We start from the raw sequence: 20821 nt of genomic DNA on the forward strand, positions 1-20821 counted from the left end.
TTCGGGGGATGATAGCGTTGGCCGTGGTCATTCCAGCAGGTCCTGGATGACCGTGTCTTCACTGATGAGCAATGGAGTCTGCCATGAGCGGTCACGATCCCGAGCAGCAGGAACGCCTGTTGCAGGCGCGCGCCAAGAGCGTCCAGGCGCAGCAGCACCTGGTCGAGCAACTGCAGGGAGGTGGACATGCCACCGAGGCGGCGCGCTTGCGCGAGACCTATCACGCCCGCGAGCTGGGTTCGCTTGCTGGTGATGTGTATGCCTCGGCAAAGGGCAAAGGTGAACCGCCGGTCGGGTGGACGCGAGCCAGTGCCGTGACCGACCCGGACACGCTCAAAGCGGCGGGCATCAGCCTGGGTGCGGCCGACCTGAAGAAGCTGATGCGGCCGAACGACTCGGGTTTCCGCGCGGAGATCTACATTCCGGACAAAAGGGTGTTCGGTGATGACGCCAAGCCGGTGCTGGTGTTCAAGGGATCAACGGGCGAAATCATCGATCCCCGGGCGAAAGGCGGGCGGCGTGAGTCCGGAGGCGAGGATTTCCTCAACAACGGACGCCAGGGCGTGGGCATGCAGAGCGACTACTACGATCGGGCCATGGCACTGGCGAGTCGCTTGAAGACCTCTGGTACCCACTTTGAACTCGCCGGTCATTCGCTTGGCGGTGGCATGGCCTCTGCCGCTTCGGCGGTTACCGGCGTGCGTGCGACCACCTTCAATTCGGCGGGGCTGCATCCGGCCACCGCCGATCGCTACGCGAAATCCCACGGATTGCCGGTGTTCAATACGCGCGACACGGTGCACACCTACCAGACCTCGGGTGAAGTGCTCAACGATGTGCAGAACGGATTGAAGCGGCTCAACGAGCATCACCGGCAGGGCTTTGGCCTGTTGGCCAGCGAGACCAGCCAGCTGCTGCGTCAGCCCGGCGTGCAGCAGATGGTTACCCGCAAGCTGCAGGAGATGATGCCGGCGGGTGCGCAGACGGCTACGGCCCAGCTGGTTGATCAACTGGCGTCGAAATCCGGGGCAGAGGCATTGCGCAATGTTCCGGTGGCCGCGGGCAGGATGGAACTGTTGCTGGACGCCAAGACAGAAGTGAACGGAAAGGTGGTGGACCGCCGCCATCGAGAAGCACCAAGCCAGCTTGCCGAATACGGTGGCCCGCTGGCCGAGGTGCTGATCGCAGGTGCGCGCGGCATGCGTGCCGGACGGGTTGCCGGTGAACATGTCGAGCAGGTCGCCGCGCTGGCGGGCCGGGGCATGAGCCTGTCCGGCGTGGCCGTCGAGCGTGCGTCGACCCTGCAGGGAAATGCAATCGGCACCGTGGTCGACTACGGTGGCAAGAGCATGCGGGTGGGCATCGAAGGCGGTGCGACGGTCATTGCCAAGGGGCGCGAGCTGCAGGGGCTGGTCGAATCGGTCAGCCACCGCGTGCAGGCCAAGGGCAGTTACGGCTGGAACATCGGGGCCAGCGTGTTGGGGGCGCTCGGTGCCGACGACATGGCCAGACAGATGCGTGAGCACGGTGACGCGGCGCGCAATCAACACGAGACCAAGACCCGTGAAGCCACCCGTGAAGCGGCGGCGGATGCCGGCCGCATCCGCGCCAGCGGCCATCATCTGGGCGGCCAGCTGCAGCAGGGCGTGCATGGCGTGGCCAATGGGCTGCGTAACGGCTATGCCGTGTACGGTGCGACTTTCCACATGGGCATGAACTGGAGCAGCCATCAGATCACCGGGCTGACCTCGCAGGCGCCGGCCGTGCTGGCCGGCACCGTCGGGCTGGGCGCGATGGCCAACAAGGGCATTGCCACGCACCTGCCCACGCCGGCATTGCCGCAGAACCTGGTCAACCTGGCCAAGACGTCGTGGGTGATCGGGCGCGGCAGCGCGACCATGGGGGAGTCGGTGGACCGGCATGGCATGAGCGAGACGATGAACCCCAGTCTCGATGCGGCAATCGCCAGCCAGGAGGCGGCCGCGCGCAAGCTGCTGGGACGGCCGCATGCGCAGCTGCAGGAGGGGGGCGCGAAGATACCCGCGCTGAACGATCCGGCGCACATCGATTTCCATCTGTTCAAGGGCGCGCAGACCGGCGTGCACGGCCTCGATGTGGCACATGGCCGCATCCCGAACCTGCAGAGCGACCAGCTGGCCGGGGCGTTGGCTGCGCAGGCCAAGCGCGAAGGGCTGCAGGCCATCTCCCATGTGCTGCTCAGTGACGACCGCACGCGGGCATTCGCGGTCGACACCCCGGATCTGCAGGCAGCCCACCGCCGACATGCGCATGTGGACGTGGCGGCCGGCATGGCCCAGCCGCTGGCCGTGAGCACGGCGCAGGTTGACGCCCTGAACACCGGTCGCGAACAGGCGACGGCAGCCGGACTGGCCCAGCAACAGGGGCTGGAGGCCCAGGACAACGCCCGGCGGATGGGCTAATGGCCGAATGAACCGCGACGCCGCGGCGGGGTTCCCCTCCCGCCCCGGCTGCGATACAGTCAAGGGGTGTCCAGCCTGACGACCCCGCATACCCTTTCTTCCGCACGCCGTTGGTGGCGATGGTGGCCCGTTGCCGTCGTCCGCCCCCATAACGCTGTGTCCCGGAAGGAAAGTCGTCTTGAACTCGCACGCTCAGTTTCAGCTGCAGGCCGCTGAAGGCCACACCCATATTCCCGTCGTCCGTGAAGTGCTGTCCGACCTGGACACGCCGCTTTCGGTCTATCTGAAGCTCGCCGACGGCCCCAATACCTACCTGTTTGAATCCGTCGAAGGCGGCGAGCGCTTTGGTCGTTACTCGATCATCGGCCTGCCGGCGCGCCGCGTGTATGCCTTCCATGGCCACACGCTGACCGTGCGCGAAGACGGCCAGGTGGTGGACACCCGCGAGGTGGCCGACCCGTTCGCCGAAGTCGAGGCGCTGCGCAGCGCCCACTCGGTGCCGAAGCTGGAAGGCCTGCCGGGCTTCACCGGCGGCCTGGTCGGCTGGTTCGGCTTCGAGTGCATCGGCTACATCGAACCGCGCCTGGCCCCGCCGGCCGGCCGCGATGAACTGGGCACGCCGGACATCCTGCTGCTGGACTCCAACGAACTGGCGGTGTTCGACAACCTCAAGGGCCGGCTGTACCTGATCGTGCATGCCGACCCGCGTGTCGAGGGGGCGTTCGAGCAGGCGCAGGCGCGCCTGGATGCGTTGACCGCCAAGCTGCGCGCACCGGGGGCCGGCTATCCGGCACCGCTCAACAGCGACGTGCTGGACGAGTCCGATTTCGTCTCCGGATTCACCCGCGAAGGCTTCGTCGATGCGGTCCAGCGCAGCAAGGAATACATCCGTGCCGGCGACATCTTCCAGGTGGTGCTCAGCCAGCGCCTGAGCGTGCCGTTCAAGGCGCGCCCGGTGGATGTGTACCGCGCGCTGCGCGCATTGAATCCCTCGCCGTACATGTATTTCCTGGATGTCGGCGACCTGCAGGTGGTCGGTTCCTCGCCGGAAATCCTGGTGCGCCTGCAGGATGGCGAAGTCACCGTGCGTCCGATCGCCGGCACCCGCCCGCGCGGCGCCACCGTCGAGCAGGACCTGGCGCTGGAAGCAGAGCTGCTGGCCGATCCGAAGGAACGCGCTGAGCACCTGATGCTGATCGACCTCGGCCGCAACGACGCCGGTCGCGTATCGAAGGCCGGCACCGTGGAAGTGGGCGAGCAGTTCGTCATCGAACGCTACAGCCACGTCATGCACATCGTCAGCGAAGTGACCGGGCAGCTGCAGCCGGGCCTGAGCTATGCCGACGTGCTGCGCGCCACCTTCCCGGCCGGCACCGTCAGCGGCGCGCCGAAGATCCGCGCGCTGGAAGTGATCCGCGAGCTGGAACCGATCAAGCGCAATGTCTATGCCGGCAGCATCGGCTACATCGGCTGGCACGGCGATGCCGATACCGCGATCGCGATCCGCACCGCGGTGATCAAGGACGGCCGCCTGTACGTGCAGGCCGGCGCCGGCATCGTCTACGACTCGGACCCGGACAAGGAATGGGACGAGACGATGAACAAGGGCCGCGCGCTGTTCCGCGCCGTCGCCCAGGCCGCCAAGGGCCTGTAAGCCTGCCTCGCCACGGCCGCTGCGCCGTGCTCGTTCCGCTGTTCCCGTTCAAGACAAGGAGTACTGCATGAAGCTGCTGAGCGCATTGCTGTGGTCGTCACTGCTGGCCACGATGGCCCCGTCTGCGTGGGCGCAGGCCAATACCATTCCCTCGCAGCCGCACCTGCTGGTGAAGGGGCAGGGCACCCGCACGGTGATGCCGGACCGGTTCGGCCTGCAGTTGAACATCGAAGAGACCGACATGGATGCCGACGCCGCGCGCCGCCGCGTGCAGGACAATGTCGCCCGCGTGCTGGCGCTGTTCAAGCAGTACCAGGCGGTGGAAGGCAGCGTACGTGCGGACAACCTGCGGATCGGCCCGGCAACCCGCTATGAGCAGAGCCGGCAGGTCTTCATCGGTACCCAGGTGTCGCGCCAGTTGCGCGCCAGCTTCGCCAGCGTGAAGCAGATGCAGGACGTGCTGGGTGCACTGAAGGCCAACGAGAACGTACAGGTCAGCAGCATGGCACCAACGTACTCCGGTGAAGTGGCGCTGCGCCGGGAACTCAAGGGTGAGGCCGCGGCGTCGACGCGCCAATCCGCGCAGGGCCTTGCCAATGCCTACGGCACGAAGCTGCGCGGGCTGTACAGCATCTCCGATGTGGCGCCGAACTTCGCCTATGGCGTGCAGGCGGGCAATTGGCCCAGAAGCGACGACATGGTGACACCGCCATCGCCGCCGTCACCTGCGGCGCAGATGGACATGATCGAGACCACCGGCTCACGCCTGCGCGAATCCATCAAAGCCGGCCCCATCACCTACACCGAAAACGTGTACGCCATTTTCCTGATAAGCGACGGAACCTGACCATGTTGTGGATGATCGACAACTACGACAGCTTCACCTACAACCTCGTGCAGTACCTGCAGACGCTGGGCGCCGAGGTGAAGGTGGTGCGCAACGATGCGATGAGCGTGGACGAGATCGCCGCGCAGAAGCCCGAGCGCATCGTCATCTCGCCTGGCCCGTGCACGCCCAACGAAGCGGGCGTATCGCTGGAGCTGATCCAGCGCCTGGGCCCGACCACGCCGATCCTCGGCGTGTGCCTGGGCCACCAGGGCATCGGCCAGGTCTATGGCGGCACGGTCATCCGTGCCGGCAACATCATGCACGGCAAGACCTCGCCGATCCGCCATGAAGGCAAGGGCGTGTTCGCCGGCCTGCCGGACCGCTACCAGGCCACCCGCTACCACTCGCTGGTGGTGGACAAGAACCGCCTGCCGGACTGCCTGGAAGTGACCGCCTGGACCGAGAACGACGACGGCTCGATCGAAGAGATCATGGGCCTGCGCCACCGCCAGTTCCCGGTGGAAGGCGTGCAGTTCCACCCCGAATCCATCCTCACCGAACACGGCCACGCTTTGCTGCGCAATTTCCTGCAGCGTCCGGCGGCCTGATCCTAGGAGCATTCCCATGAGCTTCTCCCCCCAGGAAGCCCTGCAACGCACCATCGAGCACCGCGAAATCTTCTTCGACGAAATGGTCGACCTGATGCGGCAGATCATGCGCGGCGATGTCTCGCCGATGATGACCGCCGCCATCCTCACCGGCCTGCGCGTGAAGAAGGAAACCATCGACGAGATCGCCGCTGCGGCCACGGTCATGCGTGAATTCGCGCTGGCGGTGCCGGTGGCCGATACCACCCACCTGGTCGACATCGTCGGCACCGGCGGCGATGGCTCGCACACCTTCAACATCTCCACCTGCGCGATGTTCGTCGCCGCCGCCGCCGGTGCGCGCGTGGCCAAGCATGGCAACCGCAGCGTGTCGTCCAAGTCCGGCAGCGCCGATGCAGTCGAAGCACTGGGTGCGGCCATTGAGCTGCAGCCGGCCCAGGTGGCTGCTGCCATCGAGCAGACCGGTATCGGCTTCATGTTCGCGCCGATCCATCATCCGTCGATGAAGGTCGTTGCGCCGGTGCGCCGCGAGATGGGCGTGCGCACCATCTTCAACATCCTTGGCCCGCTGACCAATCCGGCCAGCGCACCGTCGGTGCTGATGGGCGTGTTTCACCCGGATTTAGTGGGTATCCAGGCACGCGTGCTACGCGAGCTGGGCACCGAGCGCGCCATGGTGGTCTGGGGCCGCGACAACATGGACGAGATCTCGCTGGGCGCCGGTACCCTGGTGGGCGAGCTGCGCGACGGCAAGGTGCGCGAGTACGAGATCCACCCGGAGGACTTCGGCATCGCCATGTCGGCCAGCCGCAACCTGCGCGTGGATGGTCCGGAGCAGTCCATCGCCATGCTGCGCGCCGTGCTGGACAACCAGCCGGGCCCGGCGCTGGACATCGTGGCACTGAATGCCGGCGCCGCGCTGTACGTGGCCGGCGTGGCCAGCGACATCGGCGACGGCCTGGCCCGCGCCCGTGCCGCCATCGCCAACGGCAGTGCCCGTCAGCGCCTGCAGCAGTATGTGGAGACCACCCGCGCGCTGGTTGCCTGAGCGCGCGGTTCAGCCTGAACCCCTCGATGGCCGATAATGGCCGTCCTCACCGCCCCCGCATTGAACCGACGACGATGAGCGACATCCTGCAGACGATCCTGGCCCGCAAGGCCGAAGAAGTGGCCCAGCGCCGCGCCCAGCGCCCGCTCGAGGAGCTGCAGGCCGCCCTGGCCAGTGCCCCGCCGGTACGTGGCTTCGTGCGAGCCTTGCAGGCGGCGGTGGCCAACGGCGACCCGGCGGTGATCGCCGAGGTGAAGAAGGCCAGCCCCTCCAAGGGCGTCATCCGCCCGGATTTCCGCCCGGCCGACATCGCCGTCAGCTACGAGTTCGGCGGCGCCAGCTGCCTGTCGGTGCTGACCGACGTGGACTTCTTCCAGGGCGCCGACGCCTACCTGCAGCAGGCCCGCGAGGCCTGCACGCTGCCGGTGCTGCGCAAGGACTTCGTGATCGACGCCTACCAGGTGTACGAGGCGCGCGTGCTGGGCGCCGACTGCATCCTGCTGATCGTCGCTGCGCTGGACGACACCCAGCTGGCCACGCTGTCCGAACTAGCGATGTCGCTGGGCATGGACGTACTGGTGGAAGTGCACGACATCGACGAGCTGGAGCGTGCGCTGCAGGTGCCGGCGCCGATGATCGGCATCAACAACCGCAACCTGCGCACCTTCGAGGTGTCGCTGCAGACCACGCTGGACATGCAGAAGGCGGTGCCGCGTGACCGCCTGCTGGTGACCGAGAGCGGCATCCTCGGCCCGCAGGACGTGGCGTTGATGCGCGACGCCGGCATCCACTCGTTCCTGGTGGGCGAGGCCTTCATGCGCGTGGAAGAGCCGGGCGAGGGCCTGCGTCAGCTATTCTTCGCGGCATGAAAACGCACTATCCGACGCCGCGCGACGATGCGCCGCTGGTGGTCTTCGACTTCGACCACACCCTCTACGACGGCGATTCGGGCACCCACCTGTTCGCCTCGCTGATCAAGCGCAACCCGTTGCGGATGCTGGCGGCGCTGCTGGTCACACCGATCGCCGGGCCGATGGTGGCGATGCTGCCGACGCGTCGTGCCGGTATTTCGGTCTATGTGTGGATCGGCAGTTTCGGCCTGCACCGGGCGCGCGATTTCAACAAGGTGATCGACGCCTATGTGCTGCGCAACGAGGCGCAGATGCGCGCCAAGCTGCTGCCACAGGCGCTGGAGGTGTTCGCCGCGCACCGGGCCAAGGGTGACCGCGTGGTGGTTGCCACCGGTGCGCCACCAGAGCTGGCACGCGCGATCCTGGCCTTCGTCGCCCACCAGGACGTACCGGTGATCGGCACCGAGGTCGGCCCACGGCTGGGTGGCGTCGGCCCGACCCGCCACTGCCACAATGAAGAAAAGATGCGCATGCTGCGCGAGCGCGGCTACGGCGATATCGACATCGCGTATTCCGACAGTACTGCCGACCTGCCGCTGCTGCTGGCCGCCAAGGCGCCGGTGGTGGTGAACCCGAAGCCGAGCCGCGTGGACTTCTTCCGCCGCGTGCTGCCGGCCGGCACCCGCATCCTCAACTGGGGCTGCGTGGACCGCGGCGGCGACAAGGCCTGATCCCGCCGCACTGTGATGGATCTGCCGGCCGGCGGCCGGCACTACCCTTCTCCGTTCCGGTAGTGCCGGCCGCTGGCCGGCAAACGCTCAGCGCCCCAGATACCCGGTCAGCGCATGCCCGATCTGGAACAGGCTGATGCCCAGCACCAGCACACCCACGGCCACCAGCACCCAGCGCTCCTTCAGGCGCTTCACCAGCAGTGCCGCCACCGGTGCGGCCATCATGCCGCCGATCAGCAGGCCGGCCACGATCTGCAGGTGATGCAGGCCCATCGACAGCAGGAACGTAGCTGAAACCGTCAGGGTGACCACGAATTCGGCCGCGTTCACCGTGCCGATGGTGGTGCGCGCCTGGCCGCCGCGGGCGAGCAGGGTGGAGGTGGCCACCGGTCCCCAGCCGCCCCCGCCGCTGGCATCCAGGAAGCCGGCCACGAAGCCCAGCACGGGCACCCGCTTGACCTCGCCCTTGGGCATCAGGCGGCCGGCGGCACGCGCCAGGATGATGATGGCCAGCACCAGCAGGTAGAGATAGATGAGCGGGCGGATCACCTCGCCGGGCAGCTGGGTCAGGCCGTAGGCACCCACGGCGCCGCCGACAGCGCCGGGCAGGGCCAGGCGCAGGAACAAGCGCTTATCGACATTGCCGGCGACCAGATGCGACACGCCGGAGGCGCCGGTGGTGAACACCTCGGCGGTGTGGATGGCGGCGCTGGCCTGCGCGGGCGGAATGCCCATGGCCAGCATCACCGACGACGACACCAGGCCGAACGCCATGCCCAGCGCGCCGTCCACCAGCTGGGCGCCCAGGCCGATGAGGATGAACCACCAGAATGCGCTGCTCAGTTCCATGCACCGAGCCTAGCGCGCCAAGGAGTGCGGACCAAGGTCCGCACCCACCGGGTGCTCAACGGTCAACGGGTGCCGTACAGCACCACGGTCTTGCCGCGGGCATGCAGCAGGCCGTCGGTCTGCAGCTTCTTCAGCACACGGCCGGCCATTTCACGCGAGCAGCCGACCAGGCGTGCCAGCTCCTGGCGCGAGACGCGCAGCTGGCTGCCCTGCGGATGGCTCATCGCCTCCGGCTCCTGCGCCAGGTCGTGCAGGGTGCGCACGATCCGGTCGGTAACGTCCAGGAATGCCAGGCGGCTGGCCTTGCGGCTGGTGTCGAGCAGGCGCTTGGAGATCTGCTGGCCCAGCGCGTACAGCAGGCGCGGGGCGTCGGCCGACAGCGGGCCGAGGAACAGCTGGTGCAGGCGCTCGTAGCTGATTTCGGCCAGTTCGCAGGCGGTACGGGTCCGCAGGATCACCTCGCGGCGGTCCGATTCGACGAACAGACCCATCTCACCCACGAACTCGCCGGCACCGAAGTAGCCCAGCACCAGCTCGCGATCGTCATCTTCCTCGGCCATGATCGAAACCGAGCCGCTGATGACGTAATACAGGGTTCCCGCCGGGTCACCGGGTCGGAAGACGTCGGTACGGGTGGGGTATCGCCGCCTGTGGCTGTGCGCCAGGAAACGATCGATTGTGGCGATATCCAGGGCCAGTGGACTGCTAGCTAGGCGCACGGTTGACACGATAGGAGCGCTCCCTCTGCGCATGAACGGATTCACGGGGTCGATAGCGGAGCTTAACCAGCGCAATTGTTAAGGGCAAACAGTGTGCCAGATGTGAGCGCTCTTCACGTTCCCCCCGGGGACAGTTTGCCCCATAATTCCCCCTTTCCCTTCTTACACAGGAATCGACCGCCGTGGTCAAGCCGTTGCCTCGCCTGAGGCTGCAGGGTTTCAACAACCTCACCAAGGCGCTGAGCTTCAACATCTATGACGTGTGTTACGCGCGCACCGAAGAGGAGCGTCAGCGTTACATTGAATACATCGATGAAGAGTACAACGCCGACAGGCTGACTCAAATCTTGACCGATGTCGCCGAGATCATCGGCGCCAACATCCTGAACGTGGCCCGCCAGGACTACGACCCGCAGGGTGCCTCGGTGACCATCCTGATCTCCGAAGAACCGGTGATCGACAAGAAGCAGGCCGGCAAGGAGCTGATCTCCGACGCCGTGGTCGCGCACATGGACAAGTCGCACATCACCGTGCACACCTATCCGGAAACGCACCCGCAGGAGGGTATCGCCACCTTCCGCGCCGACATCGACGTGGCCACCTGCGGCGTCATTTCGCCGTTGAAGGCGTTGAACTACCTGATCGAAAGCCTCGAGTCGGACATCGTGATCATGGACTACCGCGTCCGTGGCTTCACCCGCGATGTGAAGGGCAAGAAGCACTACATCGATCACAAGATCAACTCGATCCAGAACTTCCTGGCCAAGAACATCAAGTCGCGTTACGAGATGTTCGACGTCAACGTCTACCAGGAAAACATCTTCCACACGAAGATGCACCTGAAGGACTTCGACCTGGACCAGTACCTGTTCGAGGAAAAGGCCAAGAACCTGTCGTTCAAGGAGCGCATGAAGATCGAAGCGCTGCTCAAGCGCGAGATCGAAGAGCTGTTCCACGGCCGGAACCTGTCCGAGTAAGCCGCATGTGCGATGCCCGCAGGCATCGCCACCCAGGCGGGACGACCCGCCCCGTGGAACGCGCTGCCGCGCAGTTTGCAGTTCCACGGTGATGTACCGACCCACGGCCCGGTGTGAAAACACCGGGCCGTTTCGTTTTTCTCAAAAAAGGTAAGGAGCCCCCACCCATGCCCTGGATCTACCTGCTGCTGGCCGGCCTGTTCGAGATCGGTTTCGCCCTCGGAATGAAGTACTCCGAAGGCTTCAGCAAACCCCTTCCAACTGCTGCCACGGTCGTGTCCGCACTGATCAGCCTGTACCTGATGAGCCAGGCGATGAAGAGCATCCCGGTCGGCACGGCCTACGCGATCTGGACCGGTATCGGCGCCATGGGCGTGGCGGTGCTGGGAATCTACCTGTTCAATGACAGCGCATCGCCGGCCCGCCTGGCCTGCGTGGGCCTGATCGTGGCCGGTGTGATCGGCCTGAAGCTGGTTTCGCCGAACTAAGGCGGGCCGGCGGCCCGACCAACGGTCGGGCCCCACCATCGGGCCCCGCCGCACCTCCTGGTAGGCCCCCACCGTTGGTGGGGGTGCCCCGTTCAAATGCGGTAGGCGATGGTCTTCATCACCTTGGAGGCCAGCGCCATCGCGCCCGGGATCGGGAATGGCAGACGGCGTGCGCCGGCCTGCTCGGCGTGCTCCGCATGGCGGGCCTCGTCTTCCTTCATGACCTGGATGACCGCGCGGCTGCGCAGGTCGCCGGCCGGCAGGTCGACCAGGTGCTCGTCCAGATGGGCTTCCACCTGGCGCTCGGTTTCGACCACGAAGCCCAGGTTCCAGCCATCGCCACGCAGCCCGGCCAGGGTGCCGATGGTGTAGCTGCCGGCATACCAGAGCGGGTTGAACAGGCTCGGACGGCTGTCCAGTTCGCCCAGGCGGGTGGCGCACCAGGCCAGGTGGTCGGTTTCTTCCTGGGCCGCTTCCAGCAGGTGTTCACGCGTGGCCGGGTCGCGGGCCACGGCGGCCTGGCCGAAGTACAGGCCCTGCGCGCACACCTCGCCGACATGGTTGATCCGCATCAGCCCGGCCGCATGGCGGCGTTCGGCGCGGTCCATGCCCGGCTCGTCGGTCTCCGTGGCCGGGTAGGGACGGGCCGCCGGCGGGTTGCCGAACACCGTGTCCAGGGCGCGCTGCGCCTCGGTCAGCAGGTGGTCCAGCGGGGTGATCTGGCGGAGTGCGGTCATGGCGGTACGGGTGGGGCGGGGAGGGCCCGATTCTCGCCCGGCCCTGCCGCCCTGCCAACCCGGGGGCAGGGGCTGCTTGCACCGGGAGGTCAGGATGCGTACAATCCCGCCTCTTACGCTTCACCTTTTCACAACGCGTGGCAGAGTTCCGGCGAGCCTTTCGCCGCAATGAGCCCGACCTAACCTAGAGTTCTTCATGAGCACTTTCACTGCCAAGAACGAGACCGTCCAGCGCGACTGGTACCTCGTCGACGCCGAGGGCAAGACCCTGGGCCGTCTCGCCACCGAGCTGGCCCGCCGTCTGCGCGGCAAGCACAAGCCGGTCTACACCCCCCACGTTGATACCGGCGACTACCTGGTCGTCATCAATGCAGAAAAGATTGCCGTCACCGGCAAGAAGCTGCAGGACAAGATGTATCACCGTTTCACCGGTTACATCGGCAACCTGAAGACCGAATCCCTGGCACAGGCGCTGGAGCGCCACCCGGAGCGCGTGATCGAGATCGCCGTGAAGGGCATGCTGCCGAAGGGCCCGCTGGGTCGCCAGATGTACCGCAAGCTCAAGGTCTACGCCGGCACTGAGCATCCGCACGCCGCACAGCAGCCGCAGGTTCTGGATATCTAATCATGGCTATCACTCAAAACTACGGCACTGGCCGCCGCAAGTCCTCCACCGCTCGCGTGTTCCTGCGCAAGGGTTCGGGCAACATCACCGTCAATGGCCGTCCGCTGGACGAGTTCTTCGGTCGTGAGACTGCGCGCATGATCGTGCGCCAGCCGCTCGAGCTGACCAAGAACACCGAAAGCTTCGACATCCTGGTCACCGCCGCTGGCGGCGGCACCACTGGCCAGGCCGGTGCGATCCGTCTGGGCATCGCCCGTGCTCTGGTCGAGTACGACGAAACCCTGAAGTCCGAGCTGCGCAAGGCCGGCTTCATGACCCGTGACGCCCGTGAAGTCGAGCGTAAGAAGGTCGGTCTGCACAAGGCCCGCCGCGCCACCCAGTTCTCCAAGCGCTGATTTACCGCGCCTGGTTGGGCTCCTCCGGGAGCCCGCTGGATGGAAAAGCAAAAGCCCGGCTTCGGCCGGGCTTTTGTCGTTCTGGGGCTGCACATTTCGAGGTCGCCGGCCAGCGGCCGGCACTACCCCTGGTTTCGAAGGATCCGACCCCGGGGTTCTCTCTGGGGAAGAGTCCCCTTGTTGTTCAAGGGGGCGCGCCGACAGGCGCGGAGATAAGGTGGGATGCGTGACCAAACAAAAAAGAAAAAAGCCTGATCTTTCGATCAGGCTTTTTTCTTTTTTGTTTGGCTGCCCCGGATGGATTCGAACCACCGAATGCCTGAGTCAGAGTCAGGTGCCTTACCGCTTGGCGACGGGGCAAAACGTGTAACTATTTTCTCACTTTTCACACTGAAAAACAACTTGATTTTCAGTGTGGTGGCTATGGGTGGACTCGAACCACCGACCCCAGCATTATGAGTGCTGTGCTCTAACCGGCTGAGCTACATAGCCTTGGTGAGCCCGCTATTCTGCGGATGTGTATCGTCCCTGTCAACACTTTTGTGTCGTGCTTGTGGGCCGACAGAGGGCATGGGATAGTCCCAACCAGTAGATTTTCTTAGGAGTCCGCATCGTGATCGATCCGGACGGCTATCGACCGAACGTCGGCATCGTGCTGATGCGGCAGGACGGCCAGGTGTTCTGGGCACGACGTGTGCGCCGGGACGGTTGGCAGTTCCCGCAGGGTGGCATGAACACCGACGAGACGCCTGTCGAGGCCATGTATCGTGAACTGCAGGAAGAGACCGGCCTGCTGCCTGAGCATGTGGAAGTGCTCGGGGCGACGCCCGGCTGGCTGCGCTACAAGCTGCCGGCGCGCGCCATCCGCCGCAACGAGCGGCAGGTCTGCATCGGCCAGAAGCAGGTCTGGTTCCTGCTGCGCCTGACCGGCGACGAATCCCACGTGAAGCTGGACCACACCGACTCGCCCGAGTTCGACCACTGGCGCTGGGTGGACTTCTGGTACCCGGTAGAGCACGTGGTGATGTTCAAGCGGGGCGTCTATGCGCGTGCCTTGCGACATCTGGCGCCGCTGGCGCGCGGGGTGGCCGGGCAGGGCGTGACCGCCATGCCCAAGAGTGCCGCCGAGGCCTGGATGCCAGGCCATACCGCCGGGCATGACCGCCCACGCAAGCGCCCGCGGACCCGCGGCTACTGGCCGAAGAAGGCCACCGGCGATGGTCCGGCGACGTGAACGGCTGAACGGTATCGAGAATGGTTCAGGTCTCTGATTGACAACCATTCTCGTTTCCATTGGAATAGCCAACAGGCCACTCTTGGCCTGTCAGCCCGGTTCACGCCTGTGTACGTCTGCATCTGCAACGGAGTCACCGACCACCAGATCCGCGAAGCCGCCAGCCATGGCGTCAGCACGGTGGCCGAGCTGACGATGCGTACCGGTTGTGGCGCTACCTGCGGTTCCTGCCTGGACATGGCCGGCGATCTGCTGGCCAAGGCGCGCGCCACCCACGATCTGCCGCTGCCGGTCCTTGGTCTGGCCCAGGTCGCCTGATCGTCTCTTTCGCGGCGCGTTGACGCCGCGCTTCCGCATCCTTCACGTGCGGCCGCACAGGCCAATGCGCACGATTCGCGTTCCTTCACGACTGCGCGCAAGGCGCTAAAGTGCCTGCGTTTTCAGCGTGCAGGAGCATCCCCATGAAGGGCGACACCAAGGTCATCGAATTCCTCAACAAGGTCCTCTACAACGAGCTGACCGCGATCAACCAGTACTTCCTGCACGCCAAGATGCTGAAGAACTGGGGCATCAAGGAGCTGGCCGAACACGAGTACAAGGAATCGATCGACGAGATGAAGCATGCCGACATGCTCGCCGACCGCATCCTGTTCCTCGAAGGCCTGCCGAACTTCCAGGCGCTGGGCAAGCTGCGCATCGGCGAGAACCCGACCGAGATCCTGCAGTGCGACCTGTCGCTGGAACGCGACGGCGTGGTGACCCTGCGCGAGGCCGTGGCCTATTCCGATTCGGTTGGCGACTACGTCAGCCGCCAGCTGTTCGTGAAGATCCTCGACTCGGAAGAAGAGCACATCGACTGGCTGGAAACCCAGCTGGACCTGATCGAGCGCATCGGCGAGCCGAAGTACCTGCTGAGCAAGCTGGAAGAGTAAGTCAGCCGGCCTGGCCGGCGCGATGCTGTGCCAGGTAGCCCGTCAGCGCCACGCGTGCCCGGGCGAATTCGGCAACCAGCAGCGCTACCGCCACGGCGGGGCGCTGCAGGCTGCCGCTGCGGGCCTCGTGTTCGATCCGCTGCGCCACCGCCGACAGCGACAATGCCCCCACGTTCGCACTCGATGACTTCAGGCTGTGGGCGATTGCCTGCAGGCGCGGCTCGTCGCTGCCCTGCGCGGCCTGCTGCAGCTGCTGCACCATGGCCGGTGCATCGTCCAGGAACACCGAGATGATCTGGAGGGCGGAGTCGCCGATCACCGCGTGCAGCTCGTCCAGCACATCGCGGTCGAGCACCGGCTGTGGCTTGGAGCCGACTCGGCTGTCGTCGTCTTGTAGAGCCGAGTCATGCTCGGCTGATGGAGCGCGACTGCTATTGGCCGTCAACCGAGCATGGTCCGGCTCTGCAGAAGGTCGTGCAGGTGATGCAGCCTTACCGCCCCCCCAGCGCTTCAACAGCGCATGCAACGTGGTGCGCGCGATCGGCTTGGACAGGTAGTCGTCCATGCCGGCCTGCAGGCAGCGCTCGCGGTCACCGGCCATCGCGTTGGCGGTCATCGCGATGATCGGCAGCCGCGTGTGCCCCGCTTCCCGCTCCTCGGCGCGCCAGTGACGGGTAGCGGCATAGCCGTCCAGCACCGGCATCTGACAATCCATCAGCACCACATCCACAGCGCCCTCGCGCAGGGCAAGCAGGGCCTGTTCGCCATCGGCGGCGTTGCGCACCTCGCACTGGAACACGCGCAGCAGCTGCTCGGCCACCATCCGGTTGACCGTGTTGTCCTCCACCAGCAGCACCCGCAGGTGCAAGGGCGGCAGCGTGGGCTGCCCCTCTTCGGCATTGGCCAGCAGCGCGGCAGGGCGCACAGGCGCGGCCGGTGCAGCCAGCAACGCGTGCAGTGCGGCGTCATCGAAGTGCGCGGGTAGCTGACGCTGGCGCGGGCGTGCCGGAAGAGCATCGTCCTGCAGCCACAGGACCTGCAGCGCGTCGTCCTCGCCACGCTCGGCCAACGCCTGCTGCAGGGTCACTTCGCCGATGCGGCGCGCGCGTGCATCGACCAGCAGCCAGGCCGGAGCCGGCTGCGCCGGCCGTGGTGCCGCGCGCAGGCGCTCGACCACGGCGTTGGCCTGCGCCAGCGCATGCACCTGCAGTCCATGATGGGCCGCGATGCGCTCGATGCGCGCCTGCAGGATCGCATCGGTACTGAACAGCAGCAGCGGGGCCGGCGTGCGCGCCATTGCCGGCAGGTCGCCGGGCACCTTCAACAGCGGGATCTCGAACCAGAATGTCGCACCGTGGCCCGGCGTGGACTGCACGCCGATGCGCCCGTGCATCAGGTCGATGATGCGCTTGCAGATGGCCAGGCCCAGGCCGGTGCCGCCGTAGATGCGGGTGGTGGAGGCGTCGGCCTGGCTGAAGGACTGGAACAGGCGAGCCTGCAGGGCCGCATCGATGCCGATGCCGGTGTCGATGATCTCGAAGCGCAGCTGGTGTTGTGCAGGACCTTCGCCCAGCCGTTGCACGCGCAACTGCACCTGGCCGCGCGCGGTGAACTTGATCGCGTTGGCCAGCAGGTTGCTCAGCACCTGGCGCAGGCGCACCGGGTCGCCGCGCACCGGCAGGCGCACGGAGGGATCCAGCTGCAGGTCGAGCGACAGGCCCTTGGAATCGGCCGCGCGCTGCATCAGCTGCACGACGCCATCAAGCAGGTCGCGCAGATTGAAACTGGTGATCTCCAGTTCCAGTGCCTGCGCTTCCAGCCGCGAGTAATCGAGGATGTCGTCGACGATGCGCAGCAACTGCTGCGAGCTGGCCGACGCGGTAGCCAGCATCTGCCGCTGGTCCTCGCCCAGCGGCCCGCGCGCGATCAGCTCCAGCATCGGCAGGATGCCGTTGAGCGGCGTGCGGATCTCGTGGCTCATCGTGGCCAGGAATTCGCCCTTGGCCAGCACCGCCGCTTCGGCGGCCTGCTTGGCCTGCAGCAGCTGCTGCTCCAGCTGTCCCTGGCGCTCGGTGGTGTGGCGCAGCTGGTCACGCTCGGCGGCCAGCAGGCTGCGCTCGCGTTGCAGCTGGGCCAGTGCCCGGTTGCGCGCGCGCAGGCGCAGGCCCAACAGCAGCAGTGCGACGGCCGCAGCAAGGGCAACCAGCAGCACGCCCCACAGCGGCACGTCAGAGCACCGCGTTGTGGAAGTCGAAGTTAAGGTCGCTGCCGGCCGACTGCACCATGTTGCCCTGGATGTAATCGACCCCGCCGACCCACATTGCGGCCGCAGCCTGCGGGTCCTCGATCTGCTGGCCGATGATCTGCAACCCTGCAGCATGTGCCCGCTCGATCGCCTTGCGCAGTTCTTCGCGCGTGGCCGGGTTGGCATGGCTGCTGGAGAAGCGCGCGGCCATGCGCACGAACGACAACGGCAGCTGGCCCAGCAACGCATCAGCCTCGCCGCCGGGCTCGAACTGGCTCAGGCAGAAGCGCACGCCGGCGCCGGCCATGCGCTGGCAGAACTGCTGCAGCGGCACGGTATGGATCAGCGCGTCGGGCAGGCGCACGTCGATCACCAGCGCGCTGCCGGGCAGGTCGCGCTGCTGCAGCGATTCCAGCAGCCAATCCGCGAACGCATCGCGTTGCAGGGTGCGCAGCGACTGTGAGACGAACAGGTTCAGCGGCTGCGTTGCGTGCCGGTACAGGTCCAGCAGACCCAGCGCATGATCCATCACCTGCTGGTCGAGGTCGGCGATGCGCCCCGCGGCTTCCGCGGCGGGAATCACCTGGCCGGCTGCCAGCACCGTGCCGTCGGCCTGGCGCAGGCGCAGCAGCAGCTGGTACTGCGCGGTGTTGCCACCGGCGACAGCGACGATCGGCTGGTAGGCCAGCTCAAGTTGGCCTTCCAGCAACGCCAGGTGCTCCTGTTCGCTGATCACGTCGCGGTGTACGTGGCCGGCCACGCCGGCGCTGAGCAGGCGTGCCTGCAGGGTGGTGCGTTCGACGGCCTCCAGCGCACTGTTGGCATCCTCGAAGCCGGACGACAGCGGCGCGTAGCCGACCACGCCGCGCAGGTGCACGGATTCATCGTCGCGGATCACGAAGGCGCGCGCCGACAACTGCTCTCGCAGCGTTGCGGCGATGCCTTCCAGGCGGTCCTCGTCGGCGTTGCGTACGAGCAGCAGGAAGCTGTTGTCATTCAGGCGTGCCAACAGATGCGGGTGACCGGCTTCGGCAAGGCGCTGCCCGGCCTGCACCATCAGGCGCTCGAAGGCCGCATAGCCATAGCGCTCGCGCAGCCCCAGCGCGCTGGATACCTCCACGAACAGCACGCCGCCCGGGTCGCGGTGGGCGAGTGCGGCGTTGAGCTGCTGCAGTACGTGATGGCGCGTCGGCAACCCCGTTTCCGGATTGCTGGTGGCCGGTGCGCCGGTGGCGCCGGGCAGGGTCGCGGCCTGCGCACGTGCGCGGCGGATGCGGTTGGCCACGGCGGCGATCAGGTGGCGCGGGCGGATCGGCTTGCTCAGGTAGTCATCGGCGCCACTGTCGAGCACCTCGAACTGGCGTTCCGGGTCCGGATCGCCGCTGAGGAACACGATCGGCAGCAGCTGCAGACCGGGCTGCTGGCGGATCAGCGCGGTCAGGCGCATGCCGTCCAAGCCGGGCAGGTGCAGGTCCATCAGGATCAGGTCGGGGCGATGCTCCCTGATCGCCTGCAGCGCACCGTCGGCATCGCTGTGCACGATCGCCTGCATGCCGGCGCCGTGCAGCACGCTCTGTGCGAACAGGGCCTGGGCGCGGTCGTCCTCGACGATCAGCACGCGGTAGGGCGAATCGGAGGGCGGCGGCGCCTGGTCGTTGTTGCCAGCCTCGGCCAGCACGGCCGGGCCCGGCAGCGGCGGCGGTGCGCTGTGGATCGACGGAGCATCGGCAACGGCGCTCTGCGGCATGACCGCCACAGGTGTTGCCGGAGCGCTGGTGACCGTCTCGACGTTCCAGCGTTGCCAATGATCGGCCGGAGGGGTTTCAGCGCGTCCCGGGCGGGCGCCCGCGGGGGATTCGTTTGCGGCCATCGGTGCTCCTGGTGTTCGCGTCCATTATGCGACAAGCCCGGCGATCAACCGGTGCCGGGTTGCCGCGCACTGTCCGGTGATGCGCTGCGCGCCAGCCAGCGCACGCCCTTCCACAGGGCGCGCCACACCAGCCACACCAGCAGCGCACCGGCCAGGCTGCAGGCCAGCACCACGATCAGCGCGATCCAGGGATGCGCCAGCGCCAGTGCCAGTCCACCGATCACCACGGTGTCTTCGGCCGCAGAGGCAACCCAGTTGCTGGCCGGTTCCGGCGAGGTATTGAGCAGGGCGCGGGTGCCGGCCTTCAGGCCATGGCTTGCCAGGGCGACGCCGGCACCAGCAGCAAGCGCACCGGTGCCCAGCTGACCGTCCGGCGACAGCGTGGCAGCGGCCAGGAAGGCGCCGGCAGGCACGCGGGCGAGTGTCTGCACCAGGTCCCAGACCGAATCCACGCCGGGGATCTTGTCGGCGAAGAATTCGGTTACTGCCAGCGCTGCGGACGTGCCCAGCACCCACCACGATTCGGTGGCCTGCAGGGCCGGCGGCAGGTCGACCCAGCCGAGCAGGCCGGCCAGGCCGACGCCGAACACGGTGAGGTAGACGCGGATGCCGGCCAGCCAGGCCAGCAGGATGCCGATCACGAACAGGTGGGCTTCGGTCATGGCGGTGCTCCGGCGACGGAACTGTGCGGGGGGCCACACTATCGACGATGGCGTGCCTGAACGCCACAGACCGCGGTCGGCCACTGCGCAGGAAACCCACCCGTCCTGTCATACACTAGCCCGTCGTTTGCCACAGGGGCCGTACCGGTGTCGCCCTCGCGATGCCCCGGAAACCACCCATGACCAACCGTCCTCCCATGCGCGTGCAGGTCCGCCTGCCCGGCGCGCCGCAACCACCTGTCGACCGTCGCCGCCTGCTGGTGATCGGCGGCATCTGGCTGCTCAGCCTGGTGCTGGCGGTGCTGGGTGGCTGCTGGATGGCCACGCCGCGCGATGCCCAGGGCCAGCGCCTGCAGGCCGCCGAGAAGCGCGCCGAGACGCTGCAGGCGCAGCTGACCGAGCTGCGCCAGAAGCAGGCCACGCTGGAAGCCTCCGACCGCATCAGCCGCGCCGCCAACACCGAGGTGCAATCCTCGCTGGCCGAGCGCGATGAAGAGATCGCCGGCCTGCGTGCCGACGTCGCCTTCTATGAGCGACTGGTGGGCTCCACCAGCCAGCGCAAGGGCCTGAACACCCATTCCATCGAGTTCAGCCCGGAAGCGGCCGGCACCTGGCAGTACACCGCGGTGCTGACCCAGAACCTCAACCGTGGCGCCATCAGCCAGGGACAGATGCGTTTCACCGTGGAAGGTGTCAAGAACGGCAAGCTGGCCACGATCAGCTGGGATGATCTGCACCAGCGCAGCAAGGTACCGGGACAGGATTACTCGTTCCGGTACTTCCAGCAGCTCACCGGCAGCGTGATGCTGCCGGCTGACTTCACCCCGCAACGCGTGCGGGTGACATTGGGGAGTGGTACGGGGGGTACCACCCAGGTATTCGACTGGAAACAGGCCGGTGCGCCGGCCGCCAAAGGGGAGTAGGCA

General features: G+C 66.7%; 21 protein-coding genes and 2 tRNA genes. 15 read left to right on the plus strand and 8 right to left on the minus strand.

Annotated elements, in window-relative coordinates:
• Window positions 1-83 precede the first annotated feature (83 nt).
• The 7 genes from ACJ7C5_RS07910 (at window position 84) to ACJ7C5_RS07940 (ending at window position 8162) form a co-directional block, all read left to right on the plus strand.
• Window positions 84-2441: a Tle-like phospholipase domain-containing protein gene (locus tag ACJ7C5_RS07910; protein ID WP_412703580.1), complete on the plus strand. Its 2358-nt coding sequence runs from the start codon at window positions 84-86 to the stop codon at window positions 2439-2441.
• 178 nt (window positions 2442-2619) lie between these two features.
• Window positions 2620-4095 carry an anthranilate synthase component I gene (gene trpE, locus ACJ7C5_RS07915; protein ID WP_049424043.1) on the plus strand — a complete coding sequence of 492 codons (1476 nt, stop codon included), beginning with the start codon at window positions 2620-2622 and terminating at the stop codon, window positions 4093-4095.
• 67 nt (window positions 4096-4162) lie between these two features.
• A complete protein-coding gene (locus ACJ7C5_RS07920) occupies window positions 4163-4942 on the plus strand; it encodes an SIMPL domain-containing protein (protein WP_412703581.1) in 780 nt (259 codons plus the stop codon).
• A 2-nt stretch (window positions 4943-4944) separates the two neighbouring features.
• Window positions 4945-5532 (plus strand): anthranilate synthase component II, encoded by a 588-nt coding sequence (locus ACJ7C5_RS07925; RefSeq protein ID WP_100474204.1) that lies wholly within the window; start codon window positions 4945-4947, stop codon window positions 5530-5532.
• A 16-nt stretch (window positions 5533-5548) separates the two neighbouring features.
• Complete coding sequence (trpD, locus tag ACJ7C5_RS07930; RefSeq protein WP_049401667.1) at window positions 5549-6580, plus strand: anthranilate phosphoribosyltransferase; 1032 nt, start codon at window positions 5549-5551, stop codon at window positions 6578-6580.
• Window positions 6581-6654: 74 nt separating this feature from the next.
• Window positions 6655-7449, plus strand: coding sequence for an indole-3-glycerol phosphate synthase TrpC (gene trpC / locus ACJ7C5_RS07935; RefSeq protein ID WP_088027608.1), 795 nt, complete (start codon window positions 6655-6657; stop codon window positions 7447-7449).
• Window positions 7446-8162, plus strand: coding sequence for a haloacid dehalogenase-like hydrolase (locus ACJ7C5_RS07940; protein WP_412703582.1), 717 nt, complete (start codon window positions 7446-7448; stop codon window positions 8160-8162). The genes trpC and ACJ7C5_RS07940 overlap by 4 nt, the downstream gene beginning before the upstream one ends.
• An 87-nt stretch (window positions 8163-8249) precedes the next feature.
• Here the strand turns inward: ACJ7C5_RS07940 and ACJ7C5_RS07945 are convergent, their stop codons facing one another.
• The gene (locus tag ACJ7C5_RS07945; RefSeq protein WP_125426912.1) at window positions 8250-9011 is read right to left on the minus strand and encodes a sulfite exporter TauE/SafE family protein; all 762 of its coding nucleotides are present in this window, start codon (window positions 9009-9011) and stop codon (window positions 8250-8252) included.
• 62 nt (window positions 9012-9073) lie between these two features.
• Window positions 9074-9763, minus strand: a complete 690-nt coding sequence (crp, locus tag ACJ7C5_RS07950) for a cAMP-activated global transcriptional regulator CRP (protein WP_010482649.1) — start codon at window positions 9761-9763, stop codon at window positions 9074-9076.
• 149 nt (window positions 9764-9912) lie between these two features.
• On the opposite strand from crp, the gene speD reads away from it, so the two are divergent.
• Together speD and ACJ7C5_RS07960 are read left to right on the plus strand one after the other, a co-directional pair.
• Window positions 9913-10707, plus strand: coding sequence for an adenosylmethionine decarboxylase (speD, locus tag ACJ7C5_RS07955; protein ID WP_006473908.1), 795 nt, complete (start codon window positions 9913-9915; stop codon window positions 10705-10707).
• Between the two features lie 167 nt (window positions 10708-10874).
• Window positions 10875-11195 carry a DMT family transporter gene (locus ACJ7C5_RS07960; protein WP_005411314.1) on the plus strand — a complete coding sequence of 107 codons (321 nt, stop codon included), beginning with the start codon at window positions 10875-10877 and terminating at the stop codon, window positions 11193-11195.
• Window positions 11196-11287: 92 nt separating this feature from the next.
• Here ACJ7C5_RS07960 and coq7 read toward each other — a convergent pair whose 3' ends face one another.
• Entirely contained in the window at window positions 11288-11932 is a 645-nt protein-coding gene (gene coq7, locus ACJ7C5_RS07965) for a 2-polyprenyl-3-methyl-6-methoxy-1,4-benzoquinone monooxygenase (RefSeq protein WP_412703583.1), read from the minus strand.
• Between the two features lie 196 nt (window positions 11933-12128).
• Between coq7 and rplM the strand changes: the two genes are divergently transcribed.
• Together rplM and rpsI are read left to right on the plus strand one after the other, a co-directional pair.
• Window positions 12129-12557 (plus strand): 50S ribosomal protein L13, encoded by a 429-nt coding sequence (rplM, locus tag ACJ7C5_RS07970; RefSeq protein ID WP_005414692.1) that lies wholly within the window; start codon window positions 12129-12131, stop codon window positions 12555-12557.
• Between the two features lie 2 nt (window positions 12558-12559).
• Window positions 12560-12952 (plus strand): 30S ribosomal protein S9, encoded by a 393-nt coding sequence (rpsI, locus tag ACJ7C5_RS07975; protein WP_005411311.1) that lies wholly within the window; start codon window positions 12560-12562, stop codon window positions 12950-12952.
• A gap of 285 nt (window positions 12953-13237) precedes the next feature.
• Here rpsI and ACJ7C5_RS07980 read toward each other — a convergent pair.
• Window positions 13238-13312 (minus strand) — tRNA-Gln (locus ACJ7C5_RS07980).
• A gap of 55 nt (window positions 13313-13367) precedes the next feature.
• A tRNA-Met gene (locus ACJ7C5_RS07985) sits at window positions 13368-13444 on the minus strand.
• Between the two features lie 121 nt (window positions 13445-13565).
• Here ACJ7C5_RS07985 and ACJ7C5_RS07990 point away from each other — a divergent pair.
• The 3 genes from ACJ7C5_RS07990 to bfr all read left to right on the plus strand — a co-directional run bounded on the left by ACJ7C5_RS07990 (window position 13566) and on the right by bfr (window position 15118).
• A complete protein-coding gene (locus ACJ7C5_RS07990) occupies window positions 13566-14186 on the plus strand; it encodes an RNA pyrophosphohydrolase (protein ID WP_032127170.1) in 621 nt (206 codons plus the stop codon).
• Between the two features lie 108 nt (window positions 14187-14294).
• Window positions 14295-14504 carry a (2Fe-2S)-binding protein gene (locus tag ACJ7C5_RS07995; RefSeq protein WP_005411309.1) on the plus strand — a complete coding sequence of 70 codons (210 nt, stop codon included), beginning with the start codon at window positions 14295-14297 and terminating at the stop codon, window positions 14502-14504.
• Between the two features lie 143 nt (window positions 14505-14647).
• On the plus strand, window positions 14648-15118 hold the full coding sequence (gene bfr, locus ACJ7C5_RS08000) for a bacterioferritin (RefSeq protein WP_005419804.1): 471 nt from the start codon (window positions 14648-14650) through the stop codon (window positions 15116-15118).
• 1 nt (window position 15119) lies between these two features.
• On the opposite strand, the gene ACJ7C5_RS08005 is transcribed toward bfr, so the two are convergent.
• The 3 genes from ACJ7C5_RS08005 to ACJ7C5_RS08015 are packed head-to-tail and all read right to left on the minus strand — an operon-like array spanning window position 15120 to window position 19895.
• Window positions 15120-17345, minus strand: coding sequence for an ATP-binding protein (locus tag ACJ7C5_RS08005; protein WP_412703584.1), 2226 nt, complete (start codon window positions 17343-17345; stop codon window positions 15120-15122).
• A gap of 1 nt (window position 17346) precedes the next feature.
• Window positions 17347-19233, minus strand: coding sequence for an EAL domain-containing protein (locus tag ACJ7C5_RS08010; protein ID WP_412703585.1), 1887 nt, complete (start codon window positions 19231-19233; stop codon window positions 17347-17349).
• Window positions 19234-19277: 44 nt separating this feature from the next.
• Window positions 19278-19895 (minus strand): DUF4126 domain-containing protein, encoded by a 618-nt coding sequence (locus tag ACJ7C5_RS08015; RefSeq protein ID WP_110713963.1) that lies wholly within the window; start codon window positions 19893-19895, stop codon window positions 19278-19280.
• A 179-nt stretch (window positions 19896-20074) separates the two neighbouring features.
• Here ACJ7C5_RS08015 and ACJ7C5_RS08020 point away from each other — a divergent pair, with 179 nt between their 5' ends.
• The gene (locus ACJ7C5_RS08020) at window positions 20075-20818 is read left to right on the plus strand and encodes a DUF6776 family protein (RefSeq protein WP_088479076.1); all 744 of its coding nucleotides are present in this window, start codon (window positions 20075-20077) and stop codon (window positions 20816-20818) included.
• The last annotated feature ends 3 nt before the right edge of the window (window positions 20819-20821 follow it).

This window comes from Nocardiopsis yanglingensis (assembly GCF_045809185.1).
Taxonomy (GTDB): domain Bacteria; phylum Pseudomonadota; class Gammaproteobacteria; order Xanthomonadales; family Xanthomonadaceae; genus Stenotrophomonas; species Stenotrophomonas yanglingensis.

Bases quoted from the DNA above. Each gene is read 5' to 3' on its own strand.
- ACJ7C5_RS07910 (WP_412703580.1), top strand. From the start codon at position 84: ATGAGCGGTCACGATCCCGAGCAGCAGGAACGCCTGTTGCAGGCGCGC.
- ACJ7C5_RS07920 (WP_412703581.1), top strand. From the start codon at position 4,163: ATGAAGCTGCTGAGCGCATTGCTGTGGTCGTCACTGCTGGCCACGATG.
- ACJ7C5_RS07925 (WP_100474204.1), top strand. From the start codon at position 4,945: ATGTTGTGGATGATCGACAACTACGACAGCTTCACCTACAACCTCGTG.
- trpD (WP_049401667.1), top strand. From the start codon at position 5,549: ATGAGCTTCTCCCCCCAGGAAGCCCTGCAACGCACCATCGAGCACCGC.
- trpC (WP_088027608.1), top strand. From the start codon at position 6,655: ATGAGCGACATCCTGCAGACGATCCTGGCCCGCAAGGCCGAAGAAGTG.
- ACJ7C5_RS07940 (WP_412703582.1), top strand. From the start codon at position 7,446: ATGAAAACGCACTATCCGACGCCGCGCGACGATGCGCCGCTGGTGGTC.
- ACJ7C5_RS07945 (WP_125426912.1), bottom strand. From the start codon at position 9,011: ATGGAACTGAGCAGCGCATTCTGGTGGTTCATCCTCATCGGCCTGGGC.
- crp (WP_010482649.1), bottom strand. From the start codon at position 9,763: ATGCGCAGAGGGAGCGCTCCTATCGTGTCAACCGTGCGCCTAGCTAGC.
- ACJ7C5_RS07960 (WP_005411314.1), top strand. From the start codon at position 10,875: ATGCCCTGGATCTACCTGCTGCTGGCCGGCCTGTTCGAGATCGGTTTC.
- coq7 (WP_412703583.1), bottom strand. From the start codon at position 11,932: ATGACCGCACTCCGCCAGATCACCCCGCTGGACCACCTGCTGACCGAG.
- rplM (WP_005414692.1), top strand. From the start codon at position 12,129: ATGAGCACTTTCACTGCCAAGAACGAGACCGTCCAGCGCGACTGGTAC.
- rpsI (WP_005411311.1), top strand. From the start codon at position 12,560: ATGGCTATCACTCAAAACTACGGCACTGGCCGCCGCAAGTCCTCCACC.
- bfr (WP_005419804.1), top strand. From the start codon at position 14,648: ATGAAGGGCGACACCAAGGTCATCGAATTCCTCAACAAGGTCCTCTAC.
- ACJ7C5_RS08010 (WP_412703585.1), bottom strand. From the start codon at position 19,233: ATGGCCGCAAACGAATCCCCCGCGGGCGCCCGCCCGGGACGCGCTGAA.
- ACJ7C5_RS08015 (WP_110713963.1), bottom strand. From the start codon at position 19,895: ATGACCGAAGCCCACCTGTTCGTGATCGGCATCCTGCTGGCCTGGCTG.
- ACJ7C5_RS08020 (WP_088479076.1), top strand. From the start codon at position 20,075: ATGACCAACCGTCCTCCCATGCGCGTGCAGGTCCGCCTGCCCGGCGCG.